This is a genomic window from Micromonospora sp. NPDC005215, from assembly GCF_040607915.1.
GTDB lineage: Bacteria > Actinomycetota > Actinomycetes > Mycobacteriales > Micromonosporaceae > Micromonospora.
In genome coordinates this window covers 112,711-133,434 of sequence record NZ_JBEXHQ010000013.1, presented here as the reverse complement: position 1 = coordinate 133,434, position 20,724 = coordinate 112,711, and the positions used below count along the sequence as shown (strand labels likewise).

General features: G+C 71.2%; 16 protein-coding genes. 7 read left to right on the top strand and 9 right to left on the bottom strand.

The window, feature by feature from the left end:
• Positions 1 to 169: 169 nt before the first annotated feature.
• The gene (locus ABZU25_RS13205) at positions 170 to 676 is read right to left on the bottom strand and encodes a hypothetical protein (protein WP_355029566.1); all 507 of its coding nucleotides are present in this window, start codon (positions 674 to 676) and stop codon (positions 170 to 172) included.
• Between the two features lie 407 nt (positions 677 to 1,083).
• Between ABZU25_RS13205 and ABZU25_RS13200 the strand changes: the two genes are divergently transcribed.
• Positions 1,084 to 2,022, top strand: a complete 939-nt coding sequence (locus ABZU25_RS13200; protein WP_355029578.1) for an endonuclease/exonuclease/phosphatase family protein — start codon at positions 1,084 to 1,086, stop codon at positions 2,020 to 2,022.
• 78 nt (positions 2,023 to 2,100) lie between these two features.
• Here ABZU25_RS13200 and cimA read toward each other — a convergent pair whose 3' ends face one another.
• Positions 2,101 to 3,684 (bottom strand): citramalate synthase, encoded by a 1,584-nt coding sequence (cimA, locus tag ABZU25_RS13195; RefSeq protein WP_355029565.1) that lies wholly within the window; start codon positions 3,682 to 3,684, stop codon positions 2,101 to 2,103.
• A 336-nt stretch (positions 3,685 to 4,020) separates the two neighbouring features.
• On the opposite strand from cimA, the gene ABZU25_RS13190 reads away from it, so the two are divergent.
• Both ABZU25_RS13190 and ABZU25_RS13185 read left to right on the top strand, forming a co-directional pair.
• Positions 4,021 to 4,479 (top strand): PRC-barrel domain containing protein, encoded by a 459-nt coding sequence (locus ABZU25_RS13190; RefSeq protein ID WP_355029564.1) that lies wholly within the window; start codon positions 4,021 to 4,023, stop codon positions 4,477 to 4,479.
• A gap of 19 nt (positions 4,480 to 4,498) precedes the next feature.
• The gene (locus tag ABZU25_RS13185) at positions 4,499 to 5,290 is read left to right on the top strand and encodes a tyrosine-protein phosphatase (RefSeq protein ID WP_355029563.1); all 792 of its coding nucleotides are present in this window, start codon (positions 4,499 to 4,501) and stop codon (positions 5,288 to 5,290) included.
• Positions 5,291 to 5,367: 77 nt separating this feature from the next.
• On the opposite strand, the gene ABZU25_RS13180 is transcribed toward ABZU25_RS13185, so the two are convergent.
• Together ABZU25_RS13180 and ABZU25_RS13175 are read right to left on the bottom strand one after the other, a co-directional pair.
• Positions 5,368 to 6,465 carry a branched-chain amino acid aminotransferase gene (locus ABZU25_RS13180; protein WP_355029562.1) on the bottom strand — a complete coding sequence of 366 codons (1,098 nt, stop codon included), beginning with the start codon at positions 6,463 to 6,465 and terminating at the stop codon, positions 5,368 to 5,370.
• 163 nt (positions 6,466 to 6,628) lie between these two features.
• Positions 6,629 to 7,660 carry a 3-isopropylmalate dehydrogenase gene (locus tag ABZU25_RS13175; protein ID WP_355029561.1) on the bottom strand — a complete coding sequence of 344 codons (1,032 nt, stop codon included), beginning with the start codon at positions 7,658 to 7,660 and terminating at the stop codon, positions 6,629 to 6,631.
• A gap of 227 nt (positions 7,661 to 7,887) precedes the next feature.
• On the opposite strand from ABZU25_RS13175, the gene ABZU25_RS13170 reads away from it, so the two are divergent.
• Together ABZU25_RS13170 and ABZU25_RS13165 are read left to right on the top strand one after the other, a co-directional pair.
• The gene (locus ABZU25_RS13170) at positions 7,888 to 8,730 is read left to right on the top strand and encodes an FAD:protein FMN transferase (protein ID WP_355029560.1); all 843 of its coding nucleotides are present in this window, start codon (positions 7,888 to 7,890) and stop codon (positions 8,728 to 8,730) included.
• Between the two features lie 300 nt (positions 8,731 to 9,030).
• The gene (locus ABZU25_RS13165; protein WP_355029559.1) at positions 9,031 to 9,387 is read left to right on the top strand and encodes a hypothetical protein; all 357 of its coding nucleotides are present in this window, start codon (positions 9,031 to 9,033) and stop codon (positions 9,385 to 9,387) included.
• Between the two features lie 75 nt (positions 9,388 to 9,462).
• On the opposite strand, the gene serA is transcribed toward ABZU25_RS13165, so the two are convergent.
• The 5 genes from serA to ABZU25_RS13140 form a co-directional block, all read right to left on the bottom strand.
• Positions 9,463 to 11,061, bottom strand: a complete 1,599-nt coding sequence (gene serA, locus ABZU25_RS13160) for a phosphoglycerate dehydrogenase (protein WP_355029558.1) — start codon at positions 11,059 to 11,061, stop codon at positions 9,463 to 9,465.
• A 524-nt stretch (positions 11,062 to 11,585) separates the two neighbouring features.
• Positions 11,586 to 12,599, bottom strand: a complete 1,014-nt coding sequence (gene ilvC, locus ABZU25_RS13155) for a ketol-acid reductoisomerase (RefSeq protein WP_355029557.1) — start codon at positions 12,597 to 12,599, stop codon at positions 11,586 to 11,588.
• A gap of 92 nt (positions 12,600 to 12,691) precedes the next feature.
• Positions 12,692 to 13,207, bottom strand: a complete 516-nt coding sequence (ilvN, locus tag ABZU25_RS13150; RefSeq protein ID WP_124815780.1) for an acetolactate synthase small subunit — start codon at positions 13,205 to 13,207, stop codon at positions 12,692 to 12,694.
• Positions 13,207 to 15,090 (bottom strand): acetolactate synthase large subunit, encoded by a 1,884-nt coding sequence (locus ABZU25_RS13145; protein WP_355029556.1) that lies wholly within the window; start codon positions 15,088 to 15,090, stop codon positions 13,207 to 13,209. The genes ilvN and ABZU25_RS13145 overlap by 1 nt, the downstream gene beginning before the upstream one ends.
• A 188-nt stretch (positions 15,091 to 15,278) precedes the next feature.
• Positions 15,279 to 17,651 carry a bifunctional diguanylate cyclase/phosphodiesterase gene (locus ABZU25_RS13140; RefSeq protein ID WP_355029555.1) on the bottom strand — a complete coding sequence of 791 codons (2,373 nt, stop codon included), beginning with the start codon at positions 17,649 to 17,651 and terminating at the stop codon, positions 15,279 to 15,281.
• Positions 17,652 to 17,762: 111 nt separating this feature from the next.
• Between ABZU25_RS13140 and ilvD the strand changes: the two genes are divergently transcribed.
• Complete coding sequence (gene ilvD, locus ABZU25_RS13135; protein WP_355029554.1) at positions 17,763 to 19,610, top strand: dihydroxy-acid dehydratase; 1,848 nt, start codon at positions 17,763 to 17,765, stop codon at positions 19,608 to 19,610.
• Positions 19,611 to 19,831: 221 nt separating this feature from the next.
• Entirely contained in the window at positions 19,832 to 20,671 is an 840-nt protein-coding gene (locus ABZU25_RS13130; protein ID WP_355029553.1) for a hypothetical protein, read from the top strand.
• The last annotated feature ends 53 nt before the right edge of the window (positions 20,672 to 20,724 follow it).

The window sequence follows — 20,724 nt, the reverse complement described above, 5'->3', positions numbered from 1 at the left end:
CAGGACCGCCACGACGGGACGGGGAATCGGTGCGTCACATTGGCGAGGACACCGCGGCTTCCGGGAAACCAACTCGATCACGGGCTGCTGCGGGTGGCCGATCGGACGGCGGCGAGTGGGCAGCGTGCGGCCCCCGCGCAGGAGGCGCGGGGGCCGGGTGTCGATTCGGTCAGGGTGTGTGGGTGAGCAGGGTGAAGCCCCGGTCGGCCGGCGCTCCCGCCGAGTTGCGGGTCTGGATGAAGACCGCGTTGGGCGTGCCCAGCCGCGGGGCGACCGCAATCTCACCGGCGGGCGGGACGCAGCAGGAGTCGGCTCGGGAGATGGTGGCCAGGAAGGCACCGGCCGAGACGTTGTAGCCGAACTGCACCTCGTACTCGCCGGTGCCGTACTTGAGCACGGTGCCGGTGCCGCGCGCCTTGGTGCCGTTGGCGTTGACGACGGTGAACCAGCTGGCGGCCGCCATCGTGGTGACCCCGCCCGCCTTCAGCGCGGCCTTCGCCGAGCGTGCGGACTCGGCGGTGACCGGCGGCTGGCTGTCCGTGCCCCGGACCGGCTTGACGGCCGCCTGCGGCGCCTTCGCCGACGGCTGGGCGATGGCGATCCCCCCGCCAGCCAGAGTGAGCGCCAGGACAGCGAACGTGACCGCTGCCGCCTTGCGTCGGAAAGATGTTTCCATGACAGGTCCCCCTTGTGTGACCGTGCGAATTCGGCCGACCCGCGGGGCGGGACGGATGACTGCCCATAAGTAGGCGGACGACGACACTGGGGTGCGGGAAACCTAGCCCACTGGCAACCCGGTGAGGTTGATTTCTGAACGATCTACATCCCCTCTGAGCTGGGATTACTACTCAGAGTTGCGTCGTTTAAGCCAGATGGAACGTAGCATCGGAAAAAGCCAGACGTCAATAGTTGATCTCACTTTATCGAGTTGTCAATCAGCCGTCAGATAATTGTGAAAGGTGAACGCGTCGCCATTCACGAAACAGTTTCGGCGGACCCACTAGGATCACCGTCATGATCGTCGACGGGCCGCCCACTCCCACTCCCGCAGCGCGGTGGTACCGCAGCGCTCGGCTCGGCACGGTGCTCTGCTGGCTGACGGTCGCGCCGACCGCCCTCTGGGCCGCCGTCCGGCTGCTCGGCCTGGACCGGGGTCCGCTGGTGCAGGCGCTCGCCTTCACGCCGTACATCGCGGGCTTCAGCGTGCTGCCCCTGGCCCTCGCACTCGCCCTGCGGCGCTGGTGGCCGGCGGCGGTCGCGGCCCTGACAGCTGTGACGTTGCTCGGCGTCGTCGCACCTCGAGCGCTGGCCGCCCCGCAGCCCGCAGCGGCCGGGCCGACAGTGCGGCTGCTCACCGCCAACCTGCTCGCCGGCTCCGGCGACGCGCGGACGCTTGTCGAGCTGGTCCGGCGGCACCAGGTGGACGTGCTCACCGTGCAGGAGTTCACGCCGGAGGCGCAGGCCGCCCTGGACCAGGCCGGCCTCGACCGGCTGCTGCCGCACCGGCAGCTCAACCCGGAAATCGGCACGCCCGGCTCCGGGCTCTACTCGCGGTGGCCGCTCACCGACGTCGGCCTCCGGCACAACCTCAACGGCTGGGGCTTCACCCAGGCGTACGGGACGATGGCCATCCCCGGCGCACCGCCGGTACGGGTCGAGTCGGCCCACCCCTCGGCCCCGTACGCGCTGGACCAGGTCGGCTTTTGGCGTGCCGACCTGACCGCCCAACCCCCGGCCACCCCGGACGGTGGCCTGCAGATCCTGGCCGGAGACTTCAACGCCACCCTCGACCACAGCCCGCTGCGTGCCCTGCTGCGCACCGGCTACGTCGACGCCGCCGACGCCGCCGGCGAGGGGCTGACCGGCACCTGGGGCCCGTACGACGGTGACCTCATCCCACCGGTCACCATCGACCACGTGCTTGTCGACCGGCGCGTCGCGGTCCAGTCGGTGCGGGTGCTCGCCCTACCCGGCAGCGACCACCGCCCCGTCCTGGCCACGCTGACCCTCCCCTCCCCCTGACGATCGCGCGCCCGCCGACCGGCGCCTGAGCCGCGCACCGCCAACACGAAGCACACGATCGCCAAGGCAGGGGAAGGGTCAGACCGTGGCGGGGGCCAGACCGTAGGTGAGGGCGTCGATCAGGGCGTGCCAGCTGGCCTCGACCACGTTGGGGTGGACGCCGACCGTCGTCCAGTCGCGGCCGGTGCCGTCGGCGGTCTCCAGCAGCACCCGGGTCACCGCGCCGGTGCCGTGGCTGCCCTCCAGGATGCGCACCTTGTAGTCGGCCAGCTCGAAGCTGCGCAGCTGCGGGTAGTGCCGGGCCAACCCCACCCGCAGCGCCTCGTCGAGCGCGTTGACCGGGCCGTTGCCCTCGGCGGTGGCGATCACCCGCTCCCCGCGTACCCGGATCTTGACGGTCGCCTCGGAGACCACCGAACCGTCCTCGCGGTGTTCGACGAGCACCCGGTACGACTCCAGCGTGAACGGTCGGGCCGGGCCGCCCTCCGGCAACTCGGAGCGGACCAGCAGCTCGAAGGAGGCGTCCGCGGCCTCGAAGGACCAGCCGCCAGCCTCCAACTCCTTGACCCGCTTGGTGACCCGGGTCAGCGCCTCCGGACTGCCGGCCAGGTCCAGACCGAGCTCACGACTCTTCAGCTCGACACTGGCCCGGCCGGCCATCTCGGTGATCAGGATCCGCATGTCGTTGCCCACCACCGACGGGTCCACGTGGTTGTAGAGCAACGGGTCGACCTTGATCGCACTCGCGTGCAGCCCTGCCTTGTGGGCGAAGGCGGCGGCCCCGGCGTACGCCTGGTGGGTGTCGGGGGCGATGTTGGCGATCTCGGCGATGGCGTGCGAGACCCGCACCATCTGCGCCAGGCAGCCCTCCGGTAGAACCGGCATGCCCAGCTTGAGTTGAAGGTTCGCGACGACCGCGAAGATGTCGGCGTTGCCGGGGCGTTCGCCGTACCCGTTGGCGGTGCCCTGGACGTGGCGGACGCCCGCCTCCACGGCGGCGATGGTGTTGGCCACCGCGCAGGAGGTGTCGTTCTGGGCGTGCATGCCGAGCAGGCCGGCGTCGATCCCCAGCTTGTCGGTCAGATCACCGATCACGGCGGTCACCTGGGACGGCAGCATGCCGCCGTTGGTGTCGCAGAGCACCATCCGCTCGGCGCCGGCGGCCAACGCGGTCTGCACCACGGCCGCGCCGTACGCGGGGTCGTGCCGGTAGCCGTCGAAGAAGTGCTCGCCGTCGACGAAGACCCGGCGACCCTCCCGGACGAGGTGGCTGACGGTGTCGTGGATCATCGCCAGGTTCTCCGCGCCGGTGGTGCGCAGCGCCCGCTCGACGTGCCGGGTGTCGGCCTTGGCGACCAGCGCCACCGCCGGGGTCTGCGCGTCCAGCAGGGCGCGCACCTGGGGGTCGTCGGCGACCGCGACGCCGGCCTTGCGGGTGGAGCCGAACGCGACGAGCACGGCGTTCCGCAGGTCCAACTCGGTGCGCGCTCGACGGAAGAACTCGGTGTCCTTGGGCACCGCGCCCGGCCAGCCGCCCTCGATGAAGCCGACACCGAACTCGTCGAGCAGCCGGGCCACCGCCAACTTGTCGATCACTGAGTAGGTGAGCCCCTCGCGCTGGGCGCCGTCGCGCAAGGTCGTGTCGAAGACCTGGAACGTCATCAGGATCCTTTCTCGGAGCAACAAAAAGACCTCCCGCGGGTGCGGGAGGTCTGCGCGCTCGGCGGAGGGGAGAGCCGGCGCGCTAGGTCGCAATAATCAGGACGGTGCTGGTCACGATCGCCACTTTGCCACCCCCTCCCGAATGTGGGAAGCACAATCCACATGCCGGGACCACTACGGAGGGTGTTCCGAGCCGATCCCCGCGACCCTCGGTCCGTCGCCGCACCGCGGCCCACGGCCGCTCGCCGTTTCCGGCCCCCGACGGCCGGGTAGCTCCTGCGGGGACGACGGACCCGCCTACGCCGAGACGATCGGCGACAGTCAGGAGTGAACGGCATGGACAGGATCGATCCGCACGCCACGCACGCCGGGCCGGATCCGCTGCGCGGCGGTGACCAGGGCGTCGTGCCCGGGGGGGCGCCAGCCGGCACGTTCGACCCCTGGCGGTACCGGGACCAGGCCGGGGTGGCCGACGCTGACCTGGTCGGCTACAAGGTCGAGGCCAGCGACGGTGGAATCGGCAAGATCGACAGCGCCAGCCACGAGGTGGGCGGCAGCTACCTGGTGGTCGACACCGGCCCCTGGGTCTTCGGCAAGAAGGTGATGCTGCCGGCCGGCACCGTCAACCAGGTCGACCACGACCAGCGCACCGTCTCCGTCGACCGCACCCGGGACCAGATCAAGGCCGCCCCGGAGTACGACGAGAGCAGCCACAGCGACCCGAGCTACCGGGATCAGCTGGGCGGCTACTACGACGAGACGTACGGCGCCCTCCCGCCGGGCACGGCCCGGTGACTGTTCGACCCGACGGCCGGTGGGGTGTGGCCCCACCGGCCGTTACCGTGTGAACGTGGATGCCATCGACGACAATCGCCAGACCTCGCTGCCCGCCACCTTCAACTTCCGCGACGTCGGTGGCTGTCTCGGCCACGGCGACCGACCCGTACGCCGGGGCCGGCTCTTCCGTTCCGACTCGCTGCACCGCCTCACCGAGCAGGACCGGGACGCGTTCGCCGCGATCGGGATCCGCACCGTGATCGACCTGCGCCGCCCCAGCGAGGTGCAGCGGGACGGGCGGGTGCCGGCATATCAGGGACTGACCTACCGCAACATCCACCCGGAGCACGACGACTGGTCGGGCGTGCCGCACGAGGAGGGTGCCAGCCTGGCCCGTTACCTCGCGGACCGGTACGCCGACCTGGCCCAGACCGGCACCGGCGGGCTGGCCGAGGCGGTCGGGCTGATCGCCGACTCCGCCAACGCCCCGGTGGTGGTGCACTGCGTCGCCGGCAAGGACCGCACCGGCATCGTCTGTGCGCTGACCCTCGCCGTGCTCGGCGTCGACGACGCGGACATCACTGCGGACTATGCGCTCAGCAGCGAGGCGTCGGCTCGGTACAGTGCCTGGCTGGCCGCCATCAACCCGGAGGGCGTGGACGTGCCGGCGCCGTTCCTGGCCTCGCCCGCCGAGGCGATGCAGCTCTTCCTCGACGAGCTGCGCGAGGGGCACGGCTCGATCGAGGCGTACCTGCGGCACGCCGGGGTGACCGACGAGCAGCTCGCCGCCCTGCGCGACCACCTGCTCGACGAGCCCACCGAGGCGTAGCCCGCCGAGGCTGCGCCGACCACGACGGCCGACTGTGCCGGCCCGTCCGGGTGGACGGGCCGGCGCGGTTACGGAGGTCAGAGGACCCGCTGCACCCAGCCGTGCGGGTCGGCCGCACCGCCGCGCTGGATGTCCACCAACTGCTCGCGGAGACCCATGGTGACCCGGCCGGGCTCGCCACCACCGATCAGGAACTCGCCGTCCGGGAAGCGGACCCCACCGATCGGGGTGACCACCGCGGCGGTGCCACAGGCGAACACCTCCCGGAGTCGACCGCTGGCCGCGTCGGCCTGCCAGTCGGCGAAGCTGACCGGCCGCTCCTCGACCCGGTGGCCGGCGGCCCCGGCCAGCGTGAGGACGGCGTCGCGGGTGATGCCCGGCAGGATCGTGCCGGTCAGCGGCGGGGTGACGATCGAGTTGTCGTCGTAGACGAAGAAGACGTTCATGCCGCCCAGCTCATCCACGAACCGGCGCTCCACCGCGTCCAGGAAGACGACCTGGTCACAGCCGGCCTCGATGGCCTCCGCCTGGGCCGCCAGCGACGCGGCGTAGTTGCCACCGCACTTGGCCGCGCCGGTGCCTCCGGGCGCTGCCCGGGTGTAGTCCGGGGAGACCCAGACGGTGACCGGCTTGACCCCACCGGTGAAGTACGCGCCGACCGGTGAGGCGATCACCGTGTAGAGGTACTCGTTGGCCGGGCGGACCCCGAGGAAGACCTCGCTGGCGAACATGAACGGCCGCAGGTAGAGGCTGCCGTGCTCGTCGGTGGGGATCCACTCCCTGTCGATCTCGATGAGCCTGCGCAGCGAGTCGACGAACACCTCGGGCGGCAGCACCGGCATCGCCATCCGCTGCGCCGACGTGGCGAAGCGGGCGGCGTTGGCGTCCGGCCGGAACATCGTCACGCCACCGTCGGCCGTCCGGTACGCCTTCAGCCCCTCGAAGATCTCCTGCGCGTAGTGCAGCACCGCACTGGCCGGGTCCATCGGGATCGGGGCGCGCGCCTCGACTCGGGCGTCGTACCAGCCCTTGCCGTCGGCGTAACGCAGCGTGACCATGTGGTCGGTGAAGACGCGGCCGAACCCGGGGTTGACCAGCAGGGCGGCCCGGTCGGCGGCGGATACCGGTGCGGGATTCGGACGGATCTCGAAGTCGAGCTTGTCACCACCGCTCATCGCGCTGACCTCCCTGCGGGACAACGGCATGCGGAATCGCACACCGACTTGGCTGTGCCAGAAAACCTACCCCGAACGGTCGTTCAGCGGGTAGCGCCGCTCGGGCGGGACAGTGCGGCCCGGCCGAGCCGATGCTGGGCCGGTCGCTGGTGGGGCCGGGGGGTCAGGCTACGGCGTGGGCGGCGAGACGGTCGCCGACCTCTTCGGTACGCAGCGTCACGCCCGGAGTACGACTGGCCAGCTCGGCGGCGACCGCCGCGTTGACCCGGGCCGCGGACTCGGTGTGCCCGAGCTGCTCCAGCAGCAGCGCCGCGGAGAGCACGGCGGCTACCGGGTCGGCGATGCCCCGCCCGGCGATGTCCGGCGCCGAGCCGTGTACCGGCTCGAACATCGAGGGGTACGCCCCCTCGGGGTTGATGCAGCCACTGGCGGCCAGCCCGATCCCACCGGTGACGGCGGCGGCGATGTCGGTGAGGATGTCGCCGAAGAGGTTGTCGGTGACCACCACGTCGTAGCGCTGCGGCTGGGTGACAAGGAACATCGCGGCGGCGTCGACGTGCTGGTACTCGGTGGCGATGTCCGGGTGCTCGGCGGCGACCGCGTCGAAGGTGCGCGACCAGAGCGACCCGGCGTGGGTGAGCACGTTGGTCTTGTGCACCAGGGTGACCTTGCGCCGCTCGCGGCGGGCGGCGCGCGCGAACGCGTCCCGGATCACCCGCTCCACACCGTGCCGGGTGTTCAGGCTCTCCTCCGTGGCGACCTCGGCGGGGGTGTCCCGGTGCAGCGAACCACCGGCCCCGGCGTAGAGGCCCTCGGTGCCCTCGCGGACGACCACGAGGTCGACCTCGCCCGGCTTCACACTGCCCAGCGGGCCGGTGACCCCGGGCCAGAGCCGGGACGGGCGCAGGTTGACGTACTGGTCGAAGGCGAACCGGAGCTTGAGCAGCAGCCCTCGCTCCAGCACGCCCGGCGGAACCGTCGGATCACCGACCGCGCCGAGCAGGATCGCGTCGTGCCCGGCCAACTCGGTAAGCACCGAGTCGGGCAGCACCTCTCCGGTACGGTGCCAGCGGGCCGCGCCGAGGTCGTACTCGGTGGCCTGCACGTCGGGCAACACCGCGTCGAGGACCTTGCGGGCCTGCGCGACCACCTCGGGCCCGATGCCGTCTCCGGCCACCACCGCGATCCGCGCCACGACCGCACTCCTCTGCTCAACGGTTTCGTCCGGGCAACGGTACGTCGCCGTCCCGCTTCCCGGTACGCGGTGTCCAATAGTTGGGATATTCCGATGCACAGCAGCCTCACAGCGGGAACTCATGAGGCGGTCATGTCCGCTGCCTACGGTGGTGGTCAGCGGGCCACGGGGGCCTGCTGACCGCTGGGTCGCGACGACGCGGCACGGAGTGCGAGGGGGCAGATGCGATGCGCATCGACGAGCAGCCGCGGACCCGCTGGCCGGACCCGTCGGCGTTCCACAACCGTCGGCCCGACCTTCGACTCGGCAGCCGCCGGCAGCGGATCGACCGAAGCGGCGCCACCGACGGCCGGATCGCGGTGCAGCACACCGTACGCACCGCGACCGCCGAATACACCCTCCTCCTCAACGCCCCCGAGTGGCTCGGCCGCCGGGGCGTGGGCGAGGCTTTGCGGGACAGCGTCGCGGAGCTGCGCGCCATCGACCTCACCTACGGCCCCAACCGGCCGGAGAGCCTGGTCTCCCGGCTGCGTCGGGGTGAGATCAGCCCCGACTCGTACGCCCCGCTCGCCGACCTGGTGGACCGCTGCGCGGCCATGCGCGCGGCCACCGACGGGTGGTTCGACGCCTGGGCGGTGCCCGGCGGTTTCGACCCGGGCGGCCTGCTCGGTGGCTGGGCGGTGGAACGGGCCGCCGAGAGGCTTCGTGCCGCCGGCATCCACGACTACGCCGTACTCGCCGGAGCCGACCTCGTCGTCCGCGGCCACGCGCCGCACGGTGGGCCCTGGCGGGTCGCTGTGCACCACCCCACCGCACCCGAGCGCGCACCACTGGTGCTGGAGATGACCGCCGGCGCGGTCGGCACCTCCGGGGTGACCGGGCGGCGGGGGCACGTGGTGGACCCGCACACCGGCGAACCGGCCGACCAGCTCGTCGCCGCCACGGTCGTGGGCCCCGACCTGACGGTCGCCGACGCGTACGCCACCGCGCTCTACGCCGCCGGCCCGACCGGCCTGGCGTGGTTTCGGGGCAACTCCGACTATCGGGCGCTCTTCGCCCACCGACGCTGAGCTTTGCGATCGGCCCCCACGCTCTCGGCAACGACCGTGGGGGCCGATCAGCGACGAGTGCGCGTGGCTCGCACAATCGAGGGGTGCGGACCGGTCGCGCCGGATGCCGACCGCGCCACCCGAAGACGGGCCGGCGCCTCGAACTCGGCCAGTGACCGCAGTGCGTACGCTAGCGAATCGACGCAACTCGACGCAAGAGTCTCTACACCGGACCGTCGTGACGGGAGCTTGCGGGTCCAATGGTTGACCGGCGGCCAGGCAGTTTCGACATGGTGAACGGCGGATGGCACGCTATCCGCCGTGAGTTTCGATCTGAGCGTGTGGGCCCTGGCGGACGGGGCGACGCCCGAGGACGTGCGGACAGCGGTCGACGGTTGCCGGCAGGGGCGACACGTGGACCGTTACCCGGATCCGCGGGTGGTCAGCTTCTACCGGGCGATCACCGCCTCCTATCCGGACCGTCACCCCGGCGCGAACAGCCCGTGGGCGGTGGCACCACTGCACGCCGCCCACGACCATGTCGAGCTGAACCTGCACCCGACCTGCGCGGACCAGGTGCTACTGGACATCGAGCGGCTGGCCGGCGAGCACGGGCTGATGCTCTTCGACCCGCAGGACGGCTCGGTCTACCCGCCCCCGGCTCGACTGCCCGGCTGACCCGACCGGCGGCACGGACAGGACATGACGAGGGGCCCGGCGCATCGCCAGGCCCCCCGCGGTGCTTCTCGGCTACTACTCGTCGCGCAGGTCGGCGGCGCTGGCCGCGGTGGCGCCGATCGACTCGGCGGCCGAGGTGAGCAGGTCGGCGCCGAGCGCCTGGTCGACGGTGAGCGTCATCAGCGTCTCGCCGCCCGCCTCGCGCCGAGCCACCTGCATGGCCGCGATGTTGATGCCCGACTTGCCGAGCAGGGTGCCGACCGTGCCGACGACACCGGGACGGTCGGCGTAGCGCAGGAAGAGCAGGATGCCCTCCGCGCCGATCTCCACGTCGAAGCCGTCCACCTCGGTCAGCTTGAGCACGTCGCGGGCACCCGAGTGGGTGACAGTGCCGGAGACACTGACCGTCCGGCCGTCCGGCAGCGCGCCGCGTACGGTGACCAGGGTGGGCTGCTCGGCCGTCTCGGCCAGGGTCGCCAGGGTGACCTCGACGCCCCGCTCCGCGGCCAGGTGCGGCGCGTTGACGTAGGTGACCTGCTCCTCGACGACCGAGCTGAACAGGCCCTTCGTCGCGGCGAGCTTGAGCACCGACACGTCGTGCGCGACGATCTCGCCGCGAACCTCGACGGTGACGCTCGCGGCGACGACGCCGGCGACAGCGGTGAACGCCCGACCGAGCTTCTCGGCCAGCGGCAGCAGCGGGCGCACGTCCTCGGCGACCACGCCGCCGGCCTGCACGTTGACCGCGTCCGGCACGAACTCGCCCTGCAACGCGAGCTTGACGCTCTTCGCCACGGCGAGACCGGCCTTGTCCTGCGCCTCGTTGGTGGAGGCGCCCAGGTGCGGAGTGGCCACCACGTTGTCGAAGGCGAACAGCGGCGAGGAGGTGCACGGCTCCTTGCTGTACACGTCGACACCGGCACCGGCGACCCGGCCCTCGGCGATGGCGTTCGCGAGCGCCTGCTCGTCGACGAGGCCACCACGGGCGGCGTTGACGATGCGAACGCCGGGCTTGACGATCGCCAGCTCCTTCTCACCGATCAGGCCCACCGTCTCCGGCGTCTTCGGCAGGTGGATGGAGATGAAGTCGCTCTCCCGCAGCAGCTCCTCCAGCCCGACCAGGCGGACGCCGAGCTGCGCCGCACGGGCCGGCTGGATGTACGGGTCGTACGCGATCAGCCGGGTGCCGAACGCGGCGATGCGAGACGCGAAGAGCACCCCGATGCGACCGAGCCCGACCACGCCGACGGTCTTGCCCTGCACCTCGACGCCTGTGTACTTCGACCGCTTCCACTCCCCCGCCTTGAGCGCGGCACTGGCGCTGGCGGTGTTCCGGGCGACGGCGAGCAACAGCGCGACGGCCTGCTCGGCGGCGGAGACGATGTTGGAGGTGGGCGCGTTGACGACCATCACGCCCCGCGCGGTGGCGGCCGCCACCTCGACGTTGTCCAGCCCGACGCCCGCCCGGGCGACCACCTTGAGTCGCGGCGCGGCGGCGACCGCCTCGGCGTCGATCTGGGTCGCGCTGCGCACGATGACGGCGTCGGCCTCGGAGAGCGCCGAGAGCAGGGCCGGACGGTCGGTGCCGTCGACGTGCCGGACGTCGAAGTCGTGGGCGAGCACCTCGATGGCGGCGGGGGCGAGTTCTTCGGCGATCAGTACGACAGGATTCATCGGTCCTCGTAGAGGTCGTGTTTGCGATCGGCGCGGGCGGCCGGGCGCCGCACTGCGCCCTGCGCTGATCCGTGCCGTGGCCGTCAGGTGCCGGCTGCTGCACCTACCCGCGATCGTAGGGGCCTGGCTCGGCGGCGTGTTCCGGTCGGCGGGGTGAGGGCCCTCACACGCCCGGTCGAGCGACGGACATCGGCCGTTCACCGCACCGACACGCTCGCCGCCACAAGACGTCGATGCGTGCCCTCGCGTCCGTGTCCGCCAGCCGCCGGCGCGCTCGCCCGGCCCGGCGCCGGCGCGCTCGCCCGCCAAGACCCGCACAACAACAGGGAAACTGCTGCTTCGGAGGCATCTGAGGGGCCAACATCCCTGATGTTGTGCGGATCTTGCCCGCTCATCTCGACCCGTGGGCGGTGCCGCCTCGGCAGGTGGCGCATGCCGGACAGCCCCGGGGCGGCGCTGGGGAGAGCGCCGGCCCAGGGGCCGTCGGTAGACCATCCGCCGTTCGGGACGGCGGGCAGGATGCGTCAGGCGGTCTCGGTGATCGGGCGGTCCACCCAGCTCATCATGCCGCGCAGCTTCTTGCCGGTCTCCTCGATCGGGTGCGCCGCACCCTCGGCCTGCCACTTGGTGAAGTTGGGCCGACCGGCCTCGTCCTCGGCTACCCACTCGCGGGCGAACTCGCCGGACTGGATCTCGCCCAGGATCTTGCGCATCTCGTCCTTGACCCGGGAGTCGATGATGCGCGAGCCACGGGAGAGGTCGCCGTACTCGGCGGTGTCGGAGATGCTGTAGCGCATCTTCGCGATGCCGCCCTCGTACATGAGGTCGACGATCAGCTTCAGCTCGTGCAGGCACTCGAAGTAGGCGACCTCCGGGGCGTAGCCCGCCTCGGTGAGCACCTCGAAACCGGTCTGCACCAGCGCCGAGGCACCGCCGCAGAGCACCGCCTGCTCGCCGAAGAGGTCGGTCTCGGTCTCCTCGGTGAAGGTGGTCTTGATCGCGCCGGCGCGGGTGCCGCCGATCCCCTTGGCGTACGCGAGGGCGAGGGCGAAAGCGTTGCCGCTGGCGTCCTGCTCGACGGCGACGAGACAGGGCACGCCCTTGCCGTCGGCGTACTGGCGGCGGACCAGGTGGCCGGGGCCCTTCGGCGCGACCATCGCCACGTCCACCTCGGCCGGCGGCTTGATCAGGCCGTACCGGATGTTGAAGCCGTGGCCGAAGAAGATGGCCTTGCCCGGGGCGAGGTTCGGGGCGATCGACTCGGTGTAGATGGAGCGCTGGGCGGTGTCCGGTGCGAGCACCATGATCACGTCGGCCTCGGCGGAGGCCTGCGCCGGCGTGACCACCCGGAAGCCCTGCTCCTCGGCCTTGGGGCGGCTCTTCGAGCCCTCCGGCAGACCGATCACCACGTCGACGCCGGAGTCACGCAGCGACAGCGCGTGGGCGTGGCCCTGGCTGCCGTAGCCGATGACCGCGACCTTCTTTGCCTGGATCAGGCCGAGGTCGGCATCGTCGTCGTAGTACACCTCAACGGTCATGAGAACTTCCCTTTCGTACGACGGCCGGGGCGGCCCGTCGTGGTCTGTGCGGATGGGTTCGGGTACGGCCCGGCCGGGCCGACCGGTGGCGGTCAGGCGGCCCGCAGCGCGGGCCCGGCGGTGATCGAACGCGAACCGCGCCCGATCGCCACCAGCCCGGACTGGACCATTTCCTTGATGCCGAAGGATTCAAGATCGCGGAGTAGCGCGTCGAGCTTGTCCGGGGTGCCGGTGGCCTCGATGGTCAGCGTGTCCGGTGCGACGTCGACCACCCGGGCGCGGAACAGGTTGACGGTCTCCAGCACCTGGGACCGGGCGGACCGGTCGGCGCGGACCTTCACCAGCAGCAACTCCCGGGCGACCGAGACCTGCGGATCCAGCTCAACGATCTTGAGCACGTTGACCAGCTTGTTGAGCTGCTTGGTGACCTGCTCCAACGGAGACGACTCGGCGTTGACCACGATGGTGATCCGCGAGACGTCCGGGTTCTCGGTCTCGCCGACGGCGAGGCTGTCGATGTTGAACCCGCGCCGGGAGAACAGGCCGGAGACCCGGGCGAGCACGCCGGGCTTGTTCTCCACGAGCACGGACAGGGTGTGCATGGTCATCAGATGTCATCCTCGTCGAAGACCGGGCGGACGCCGCGGGCGAACATGATCTCGTCGTTGCTCGTGCCGGCGGCGACCATCGGCCAGACCATCGCGTCCTTGCCGACCACGAAGTCGATCACGACCGGAGCGTCGTTGATCTCCATGGCGGCGGCGATGGTCTTGTCCACGTCGGCGGCGTTCTCGCAGCGCAACCCGATACAGCCCAGCGCCTCGGCGAGCTTGACGAAATCCGGGATGCGGTGCTTGTGGGTACCGAGGTCGGTGTTGGAGTAGCGCTCGTTGTAGAACAGTGTCTGCCACTGCCGGACCATGCCGAGATTGCCGTTGTTGATCACGGCGATCTTGACCGGGATGCCCTCCAACGCGCAGGTGGCCAGCTCCTGGTTGGTCATCTGGAAGCAGCCGTCACCGTCCACCGCCCAGACCACCGTGTCCGGCTTGCCGACCTTGGCGCCCATCGCCGCCGGCACCGCGTAACCCATCGTGCCGAGGCCGCCGGAATTCAACCAGGTGTACGGCTTCTCGTAGGAGATGAACTGGGACGCCCACATCTGGTGCTGGCCCACCCCGGCCACGAAGATCGCGTCCGGGCCGACGATCTCGCCCAGTCGCTTGATCACGTACTGCGGGGAGAGCGTGCCGTCCGCCGGCTCGTCGTAGCCCAGCGGGTAACGGTTGCGCAGGTCGTCCAGCTGCGTCCACCAGTCGCCCAGATCGGTGCTGCGCCCCGCTGACCGTTCGACTGTCACCGCGCCGATCAGCTCGTCGATGACGTGCTTGGCGTCCCCGACGATCGGCACGTCCACGTGCCGGTTCTTGCCGATCTCCGCGGGGTCGATGTCCGCGTGCACCACAGTCGCGTCCGGGGCGAACGAGTCCAGCTTGCCGGTGACCCGGTCGTCGAACCGCGCGCCGAGCGCGATGATCAGATCCGCCTTCTGCAGGCCGTAGACCGCTGCGACAGTGCCGTGCATGCCGGGCATGCCCAGGTGCTGCTGATGCGAGTCGGGGAACGCGCCGAGCGCCATCAGCGTGGTGACGACCGGGATGCCGGTCAGCTCGGCCAGCCGGCGCAGCCCGTCCGTGGCACCGGCCTTGAGGACACCGCCGCCGACGTAGAGCACCGGCCGGCGGGCGGCGGCCATCAGCCGCGCCGCCTCCCGGATCTGCTTGCCGTGCGGGTGCAGGGTCGGCCGGTAGCCGGGCAGGTCCAGGGTCGGCGGCCAGGAGAAGGTGGTCTGCGCCTGGAGCACGTCCTTGGGGATGTCGACGAGCACCGGGCCGGGCCGACCGCTGCTGGCCAGGTGGAACGCCTCGGCCAGCACCTGCGGGATCTCCTCGGCGTTCTGCACGAGGAAGTTGTGCTTGGTGATCGGCAGGGTGATGCCCTGGATGTCCGCCTCCTGGAAGGCGTCGGTGCCGATCGACGGGCTGGCCACCTGCCCGGTGATCGCCACCATCGCCACCGAGTCCATGTACGCGTCCGCGATCGGGGTGACCAGGTTCGTCGCACCCGGGCCGGAGGTGGCGATGCACACGCCGACCTTGCCGGTGGCCTGCGCGTACCCGGTCGCCGCGTGCCCCGCGCCCTGCTCGTGCCGCACCAGGATGTGCCGGACGGAGGAGTCGTAGAGCGGGTCGTACGCCGGCAGGATCGCGCCGCCCGGGATGCCGAAGACGACGTCGACGTCGAGCGCCTCAAGGGACCGCACGAGCGAGCCGGCCCCGTTGACCTGGGCCGGCGCGGATGGCCGTACCGCCGGGACGGCCGGGGTGGTCGCGGGACGTGCGACGGCCGGGTCGACGTCGACGCTCGGGTCGGCGGCCGCACGGGCCCGGCGGGCGGAGTGGGCGAGGGTCTCGGGCGTGGGTCTCGTCATGACGGTTCTGGCCTTCGGCTGGAGTGGCTGGTGGCTAGTCAAGCGATGCGACACGGGCGGGGCCCGCCTCGCCAGGTTCCGATGGCAATAAAAACGGCCCTCGTGCAGATGCACGGGGCCAGCGCACTCTCAAGGGAGGAGAGTGCGCTCAGGTAAGTACTCGCAGCGACCGGTACGACGACATGCGGCTAAGCCTGACGCATCTCACGCGATGAGTCAACTGCTCCCACATGTTGGTCAACGGACGTCGGCGCGTCGGCCGGGGACTCGCCACCGGCAGGTGGGGTGGCCTGCGCGTACCCGCCCGGAACGCGGCGTGGCGCGGGCAGCGGCGCGGGCCGTGCACCCGGTGAGGTGGCCGCCTCCAGCATCGCCTCCAGGTGCTCGGCCGGCACTCCCCAGCCGAAGAGCGCGCCCTGGCCGAAGCGGCAACCGGCGGCCACCACCGCGGCCAACTCGGTAGGCGTGGTCACCCCCTCGGCGATCACCTCCAGCCCGAGTTGGTGGCCCAGCCGCATGACGATGTCGACCATCGGGGCGAACGCCGGACCGTCCTGGCCGACCGGCCGAACCGGCTCGTGCTCGGCCACCAGACTGTGGTCGATCTTCAGAATGTCGATCGGCAGCCGGCGCAACTGCCCCAGCGACGAGTAGCCGGCCCCGAAGTCGTCAAGCGCGATCCGGACACCTGTCAACCGCAGGGCGGTCAGCCGCCGGATCAGCTCGTCCAGGTCGGTGGCGACCGCGTGCTCGGTGACCTCCAGCACCAGCCGCTGCGGCGGCACGTGGTGGGCGCGCAGCGCCTCGGCGACCTGGACCACGTACTCCGGGGCGTGCAGCTCGCGCGGGGAGACGTTTACCGACACCCAGACGTCGTGGCCGTCCGCCAGCCACCGGGAGAGCTGGTAGCAGGCCTGGTGCAGCACCCACGCACCCAGCGGGGCGATCATGCCGCACTCCTCGGCGAGCGGGATGAACTCGTCCGGACCGACGTTGCCCAGCTCGGGGTGGTGCCAGCGCAGCAGCGCCTCGGCCCCGACCGGCCGCACCGACGGCAGCGACGCCACCGGCTGGAAAGCCAACCGCAGCTCGTCACGATCGATGGCGCCGCGCAGCTCGTGCTCCACCGTCGTACGCCGGCGCAGCAGCTGGTCGTAGGCGGCGTCGTAGCGTTCGATCCGGTTCTTGCCGCGCTGCTTGGCGTAGCGCAGCGCCAGGTCGGCGTGGCGCAGCAGCAGCTCCACGTCCGGCTCGCCGGCCCACCCGGCCACCCCGATGCTCACCGAGAGGAAGACCGGCCCCTCCGGCTCGTCGTACGGCCGGTTGAGCACCCCGAGCAACCGCTCGGCGACGCGGTCCGCCTCGGCCGGGCGGCCCTGCATGAGGACGGCGAACTCGTCTCCGCCCAGCCGGGCGGCCACGTCGCCGGGGCGCAGGTTGCCCCGCAGCCGCCGGCCCACCTCGGCCAGCACGGCGTCACCCACGTCGTGGCCGCGCATGTCGTTGACGTTCTTGAAGCCGTCCAGGTCGAGACCGAGCAGCACGCACGGAATGCCCGCCGCGGCGCTGTCGTGCAGTGCGCGCAGCAGCCCGCGCCGGTTGGCCAACGACGTCAGCGGGTCGGTGTGCGCCAGCTCGCGGAAGTGCGCCTCCCGCTCGACCAGGCGGCCCGCGTACCCCCGGACGTCGCGCAGGGTGAGGTATTGCCGCGCCACCAGGGCGAAGCCCTCCACGCTGCCGGCCACGATGCCCGCCGCGGTGAAGCGGCCGTCCTGGGCGAGGTGGTACATCGCCGAGGCGGCCATCGCGACCATCGGGGCGATCGCGTACTCGCCGTCGCGACCGATCAGATCCACCTCGACCTGCCCCGGCCGGTCGGCCCGGTGCACGGCGAGCGCGACGGTCAGCAGACCGGCGGCGAGCACCGCCGCGCCGGTCAGCGCCATGGTCGGCCCGGTCTGGCAGAGCCCGGCGCTGAGGCCCATCCCGCCACAGGTGACCGCACTGATGCCGGCGCCCAGCGTGGCGAGCCGTCGACGTGGGGCGGCAGCCCGGAAGATGACGATCACGACGAGCCCGGCACCGAGCGCGGCACTCACCGTGACCACCAGGATCGCCGGGCAGGCCGTCGGGGTGGCGGCGCCGAGCAGTCGGGTGGGCTCGGAGAAGAGCACCCAGCCGACGAACCACAGGGCCGCCGCCATGACCAGCCCGTCCAGGGCGAGCCGGGCCGTGCCCGACGCGGTGGCGGCCACCCCCGGCAGCCGGAGCAGACCGGCGGCGAAGGCCAGCCCACTCACCGCCGTGCCGATCGCCACCGCGGTCGCCCAGCCCGTGCGCTGCCCCTGCTCGTGGGCCCAGTGCTGGTTGGCGTTGAGCGCGGCGACCACCCCGGCCAGCAGGCTGAGCAGGGCGACCCCGGCAGCCGCCGCGAGCAGCACGTGTGCCGGTCGACGCGGCCCGGTGCGCCGCCAGGCGACCACGGTCAGCAGCACGGCGGCCACAGCGGCGGCGAGCCCGCTGAGCCCCGCGACAGCGACCATGCCCGGGGGGAGTTGCACGCCCTCAAGAGTGCCGGATCGGCGCACGCCGTGGGGGGCTGGGTGTGCATCTGTTGGGACACGGCGCATACGCGGGAGGGTCGGCGTGGCAACGGTGTCATGCTGGTACGTATGCCTGAGCTGCGGTCGAGGACCTCCACACACGGTCGGACGATGGCCGGCGCCCGGGCCCTCTGGCGGGCCACCGGGATGACCGACGACGATTTCGGTAAGCCGATCGTCGCCATCGCCAACAGTTTCACCCAGTTCGTGCCTGGTCACGTACACCTCAAGGACATGGGTGGCCTGGTCGCCGACGCGGTCGCCGAGGCCGGCGGGGTGGGCCGGGAGTTCAACACCATCGCGGTCGACGACGGCATCGCGATGGGCCACGGCGGCATGCTCTACTCGCTGCCCAGCCGGGAGCTGATCGCCGACGCGGTGGAGTACATGGTCAACGCGCACTGCGCGGACGCCCTGGTCTGCATCTCCAACTGCGACAAGATCACCCCCGGGATGCTGCTGGCCGCGCTGCGGCTCAACATCCCGACCGTCTTCGTCTCAGGTGGCCCGATGGAGGCCGGCAAGACGATGGCGATCGAGGGCGTGGTGCACAGCAAGATCGACCTGATCGACGCGATGATCGCCTCCTCGAACGAGTCGGTCACCGACGAGCAGCTCGGTGAGATCGAACGCTCCGCCTGCCCGACCTGCGGCTCGTGCTCCGGCATGTTCACCGCCAACTCGATGAACTGCCTCACCGAGGCGATCGGGCTGGCGCTGCCCGGCAACGGCTCGACGCTGGCCACCCACGCCGCGCGCCGGTCCCTCTTCGTCGAGGCCGGCCACACCGTCGTGGAGATCTCCAAGCGGTGGTACGACGGCGACGACGACTCGGTGCTGCCCCGCACTGTCGCCTCCAAGGCCGCCTTCGAGAACGCGGTCGCCCTGGACGTGGCGATGGGCGGCTCCACCAACACGGTGCTGCACCTGCTCGCCGCGGCCCGCGAGGCCGAGCTGGACTTCGGCGTCACCGACATCGACGCCATCTCCCGGCGGGTGCCCTGCCTGGCGAAGGTCGCGCCGAACTCGCCGAATTACCACATGGAGGACGTGCACCGGGCCGGCGGCATCCCCGCGCTGCTCGGCGAACTGGACCGGGCCGGGCAGCTCAACCGGGACGTGCACGCCGTGCACTCCCCCTCGTTGGCCCAGTGGCTGACCGACTGGGACGTGCGCGGCGGCTCGCCGATCCCGAAGGCGGTCGAGCTGTTCCACGCGGCGCCCGGTGGCGTGCGTACCGTCGAGCCCTTCTCCACCACCAACCGGTGGTCGTCGCTGGACACCGACGCGGCCGGCGGCTGCATCCGGGACCGCGCGCACGCCTACTCCGCGGACGGCGGCCTGGCCATCCTGCACGGCAACCTGGCTCCGGACGGCTGTGTGGTGAAGACCGCCGGTGTGCCGGACGACTGCCTGACCTTCCGTGGCCCGGCGAAGGTCTACGAGTCACAGGACGACGCCGTGACCGCGATCCTCGCCAAGGAGATCGTCGCGGGCGACGTCGTGGTGATCCGGTACGAGGGCCCCCGGGGCGGGCCGGGCATGCAGGAGATGCTCTACCCCACCTCGTTCCTGAAGGGCCGCGGGCTGGGCCGGTCCTGCGCGCTACTCACCGACGGCCGATTCTCCGGCGGCACCTCCGGGCTCTCCATCGGCCACGCCTCCCCCGAGGCGGCCTCCGGTGGGCTGATCGCCCTGGTCCGCGAGGGCGACGAGATCGTCATCGACATCCCGGGCCGGTCCATCGAGCTGAACGTGCCAGCCGACGAGTTGGAGGCGCGACGGGTGGCCGAGGAGAAGCGCGACAAGCCGTACACCCCGGTCAATCGGCAGCGACCGGTGTCGGCGGCACTGCGCGCGTACGCCTCGATGGCCACCTCGGCCAGCGACGGCGCCTACCGCCGCGTCCCGGAGTAGGGGCGCCGGCCACAGCCCCGCTCGCATGATCCACACGAGTTCCTTGATATCGCGGAATCCGGCTCGACGGGATAGCCCGATGTCAAGGAACTCGTGTCGATCAGCGCGCGACAAGCACACCCTGGTGGGCCGGTAAAAGTGGGTGCCTGCGGGTGGACCACATGGACTAGCGTGGCGTCGGTCTATCTGGGGAGGACCCAGATTCCTACGGGGGAAGAGGCGTGCACGTGTCCTTGTGGAAGAAGACCGCCGGGGCGGCGGTCGCGGCGCTCACCGCGTTTGCCGTGGCCGCCTGCGGCCCGCAGACCGGGTCGGCCGAGGCGCCAGACAAGCAGCCCACCGTCCTGGAATTGCTTGCCAGCGACCTCAGGGGGTCGCTGCAGAAAACTGTCGACACCACCACCAAGACCGACTCGGTGGCCCTGACGATGAAGGGCACCGTGGGCGGTCAGAGCATCTCGATGCAGGGTCACCTGGACCTTGGTGACACGGCCAAGGCCGAGATGACGATGACCGTCCCGGAGGGCACCACTGTCGCCGTCCGGATGATCGGCCCGGTGGTCTTCGTCGAGATTCCCGCCGAGCAGCGCGCAAGTACCGGCGGGAAGCGCTGGATGAAGATGGACATGACCGCGGTGGCCGGCGGCAGGGCGGGCACGGAGTTCGCCAAGCAGTTCGAGGACATGGACCCGATCAAGCAGGTCAAGACGTTGCTGGCCATCGAGGGCACGACGGTGGTGGGGCAGGAGACGGTGAACGGGGCGGCGACCGTCCACTACACCGTCACCATGCCGGCGTCGGCCTACCTCGCGCAGGTCGACGCCAAGATGCGGGCAGCCACCGAGCAGGCGCTCGCCGCGCAGGGCGTCAAGGAGATCAAGCTCGACCTGTGGGTCGACGAGCAGTACCGGCCGCGTCGGGTGAGCATTGTCATGGGCAAGGCGAGCGACATGGTCATCGACTACACCGACTACGGCAAGGCGGTGACCATCGCGACGCCGCCGGCGGCGGAAACCGCCGACCTTGCCGAGATGCTCAAGGGCGTGACTACCGGCACCTGACAAGCACCACATTGCTGCCCGGTCGGCGAGGGGACTCACCGGCCGGGCAGCGC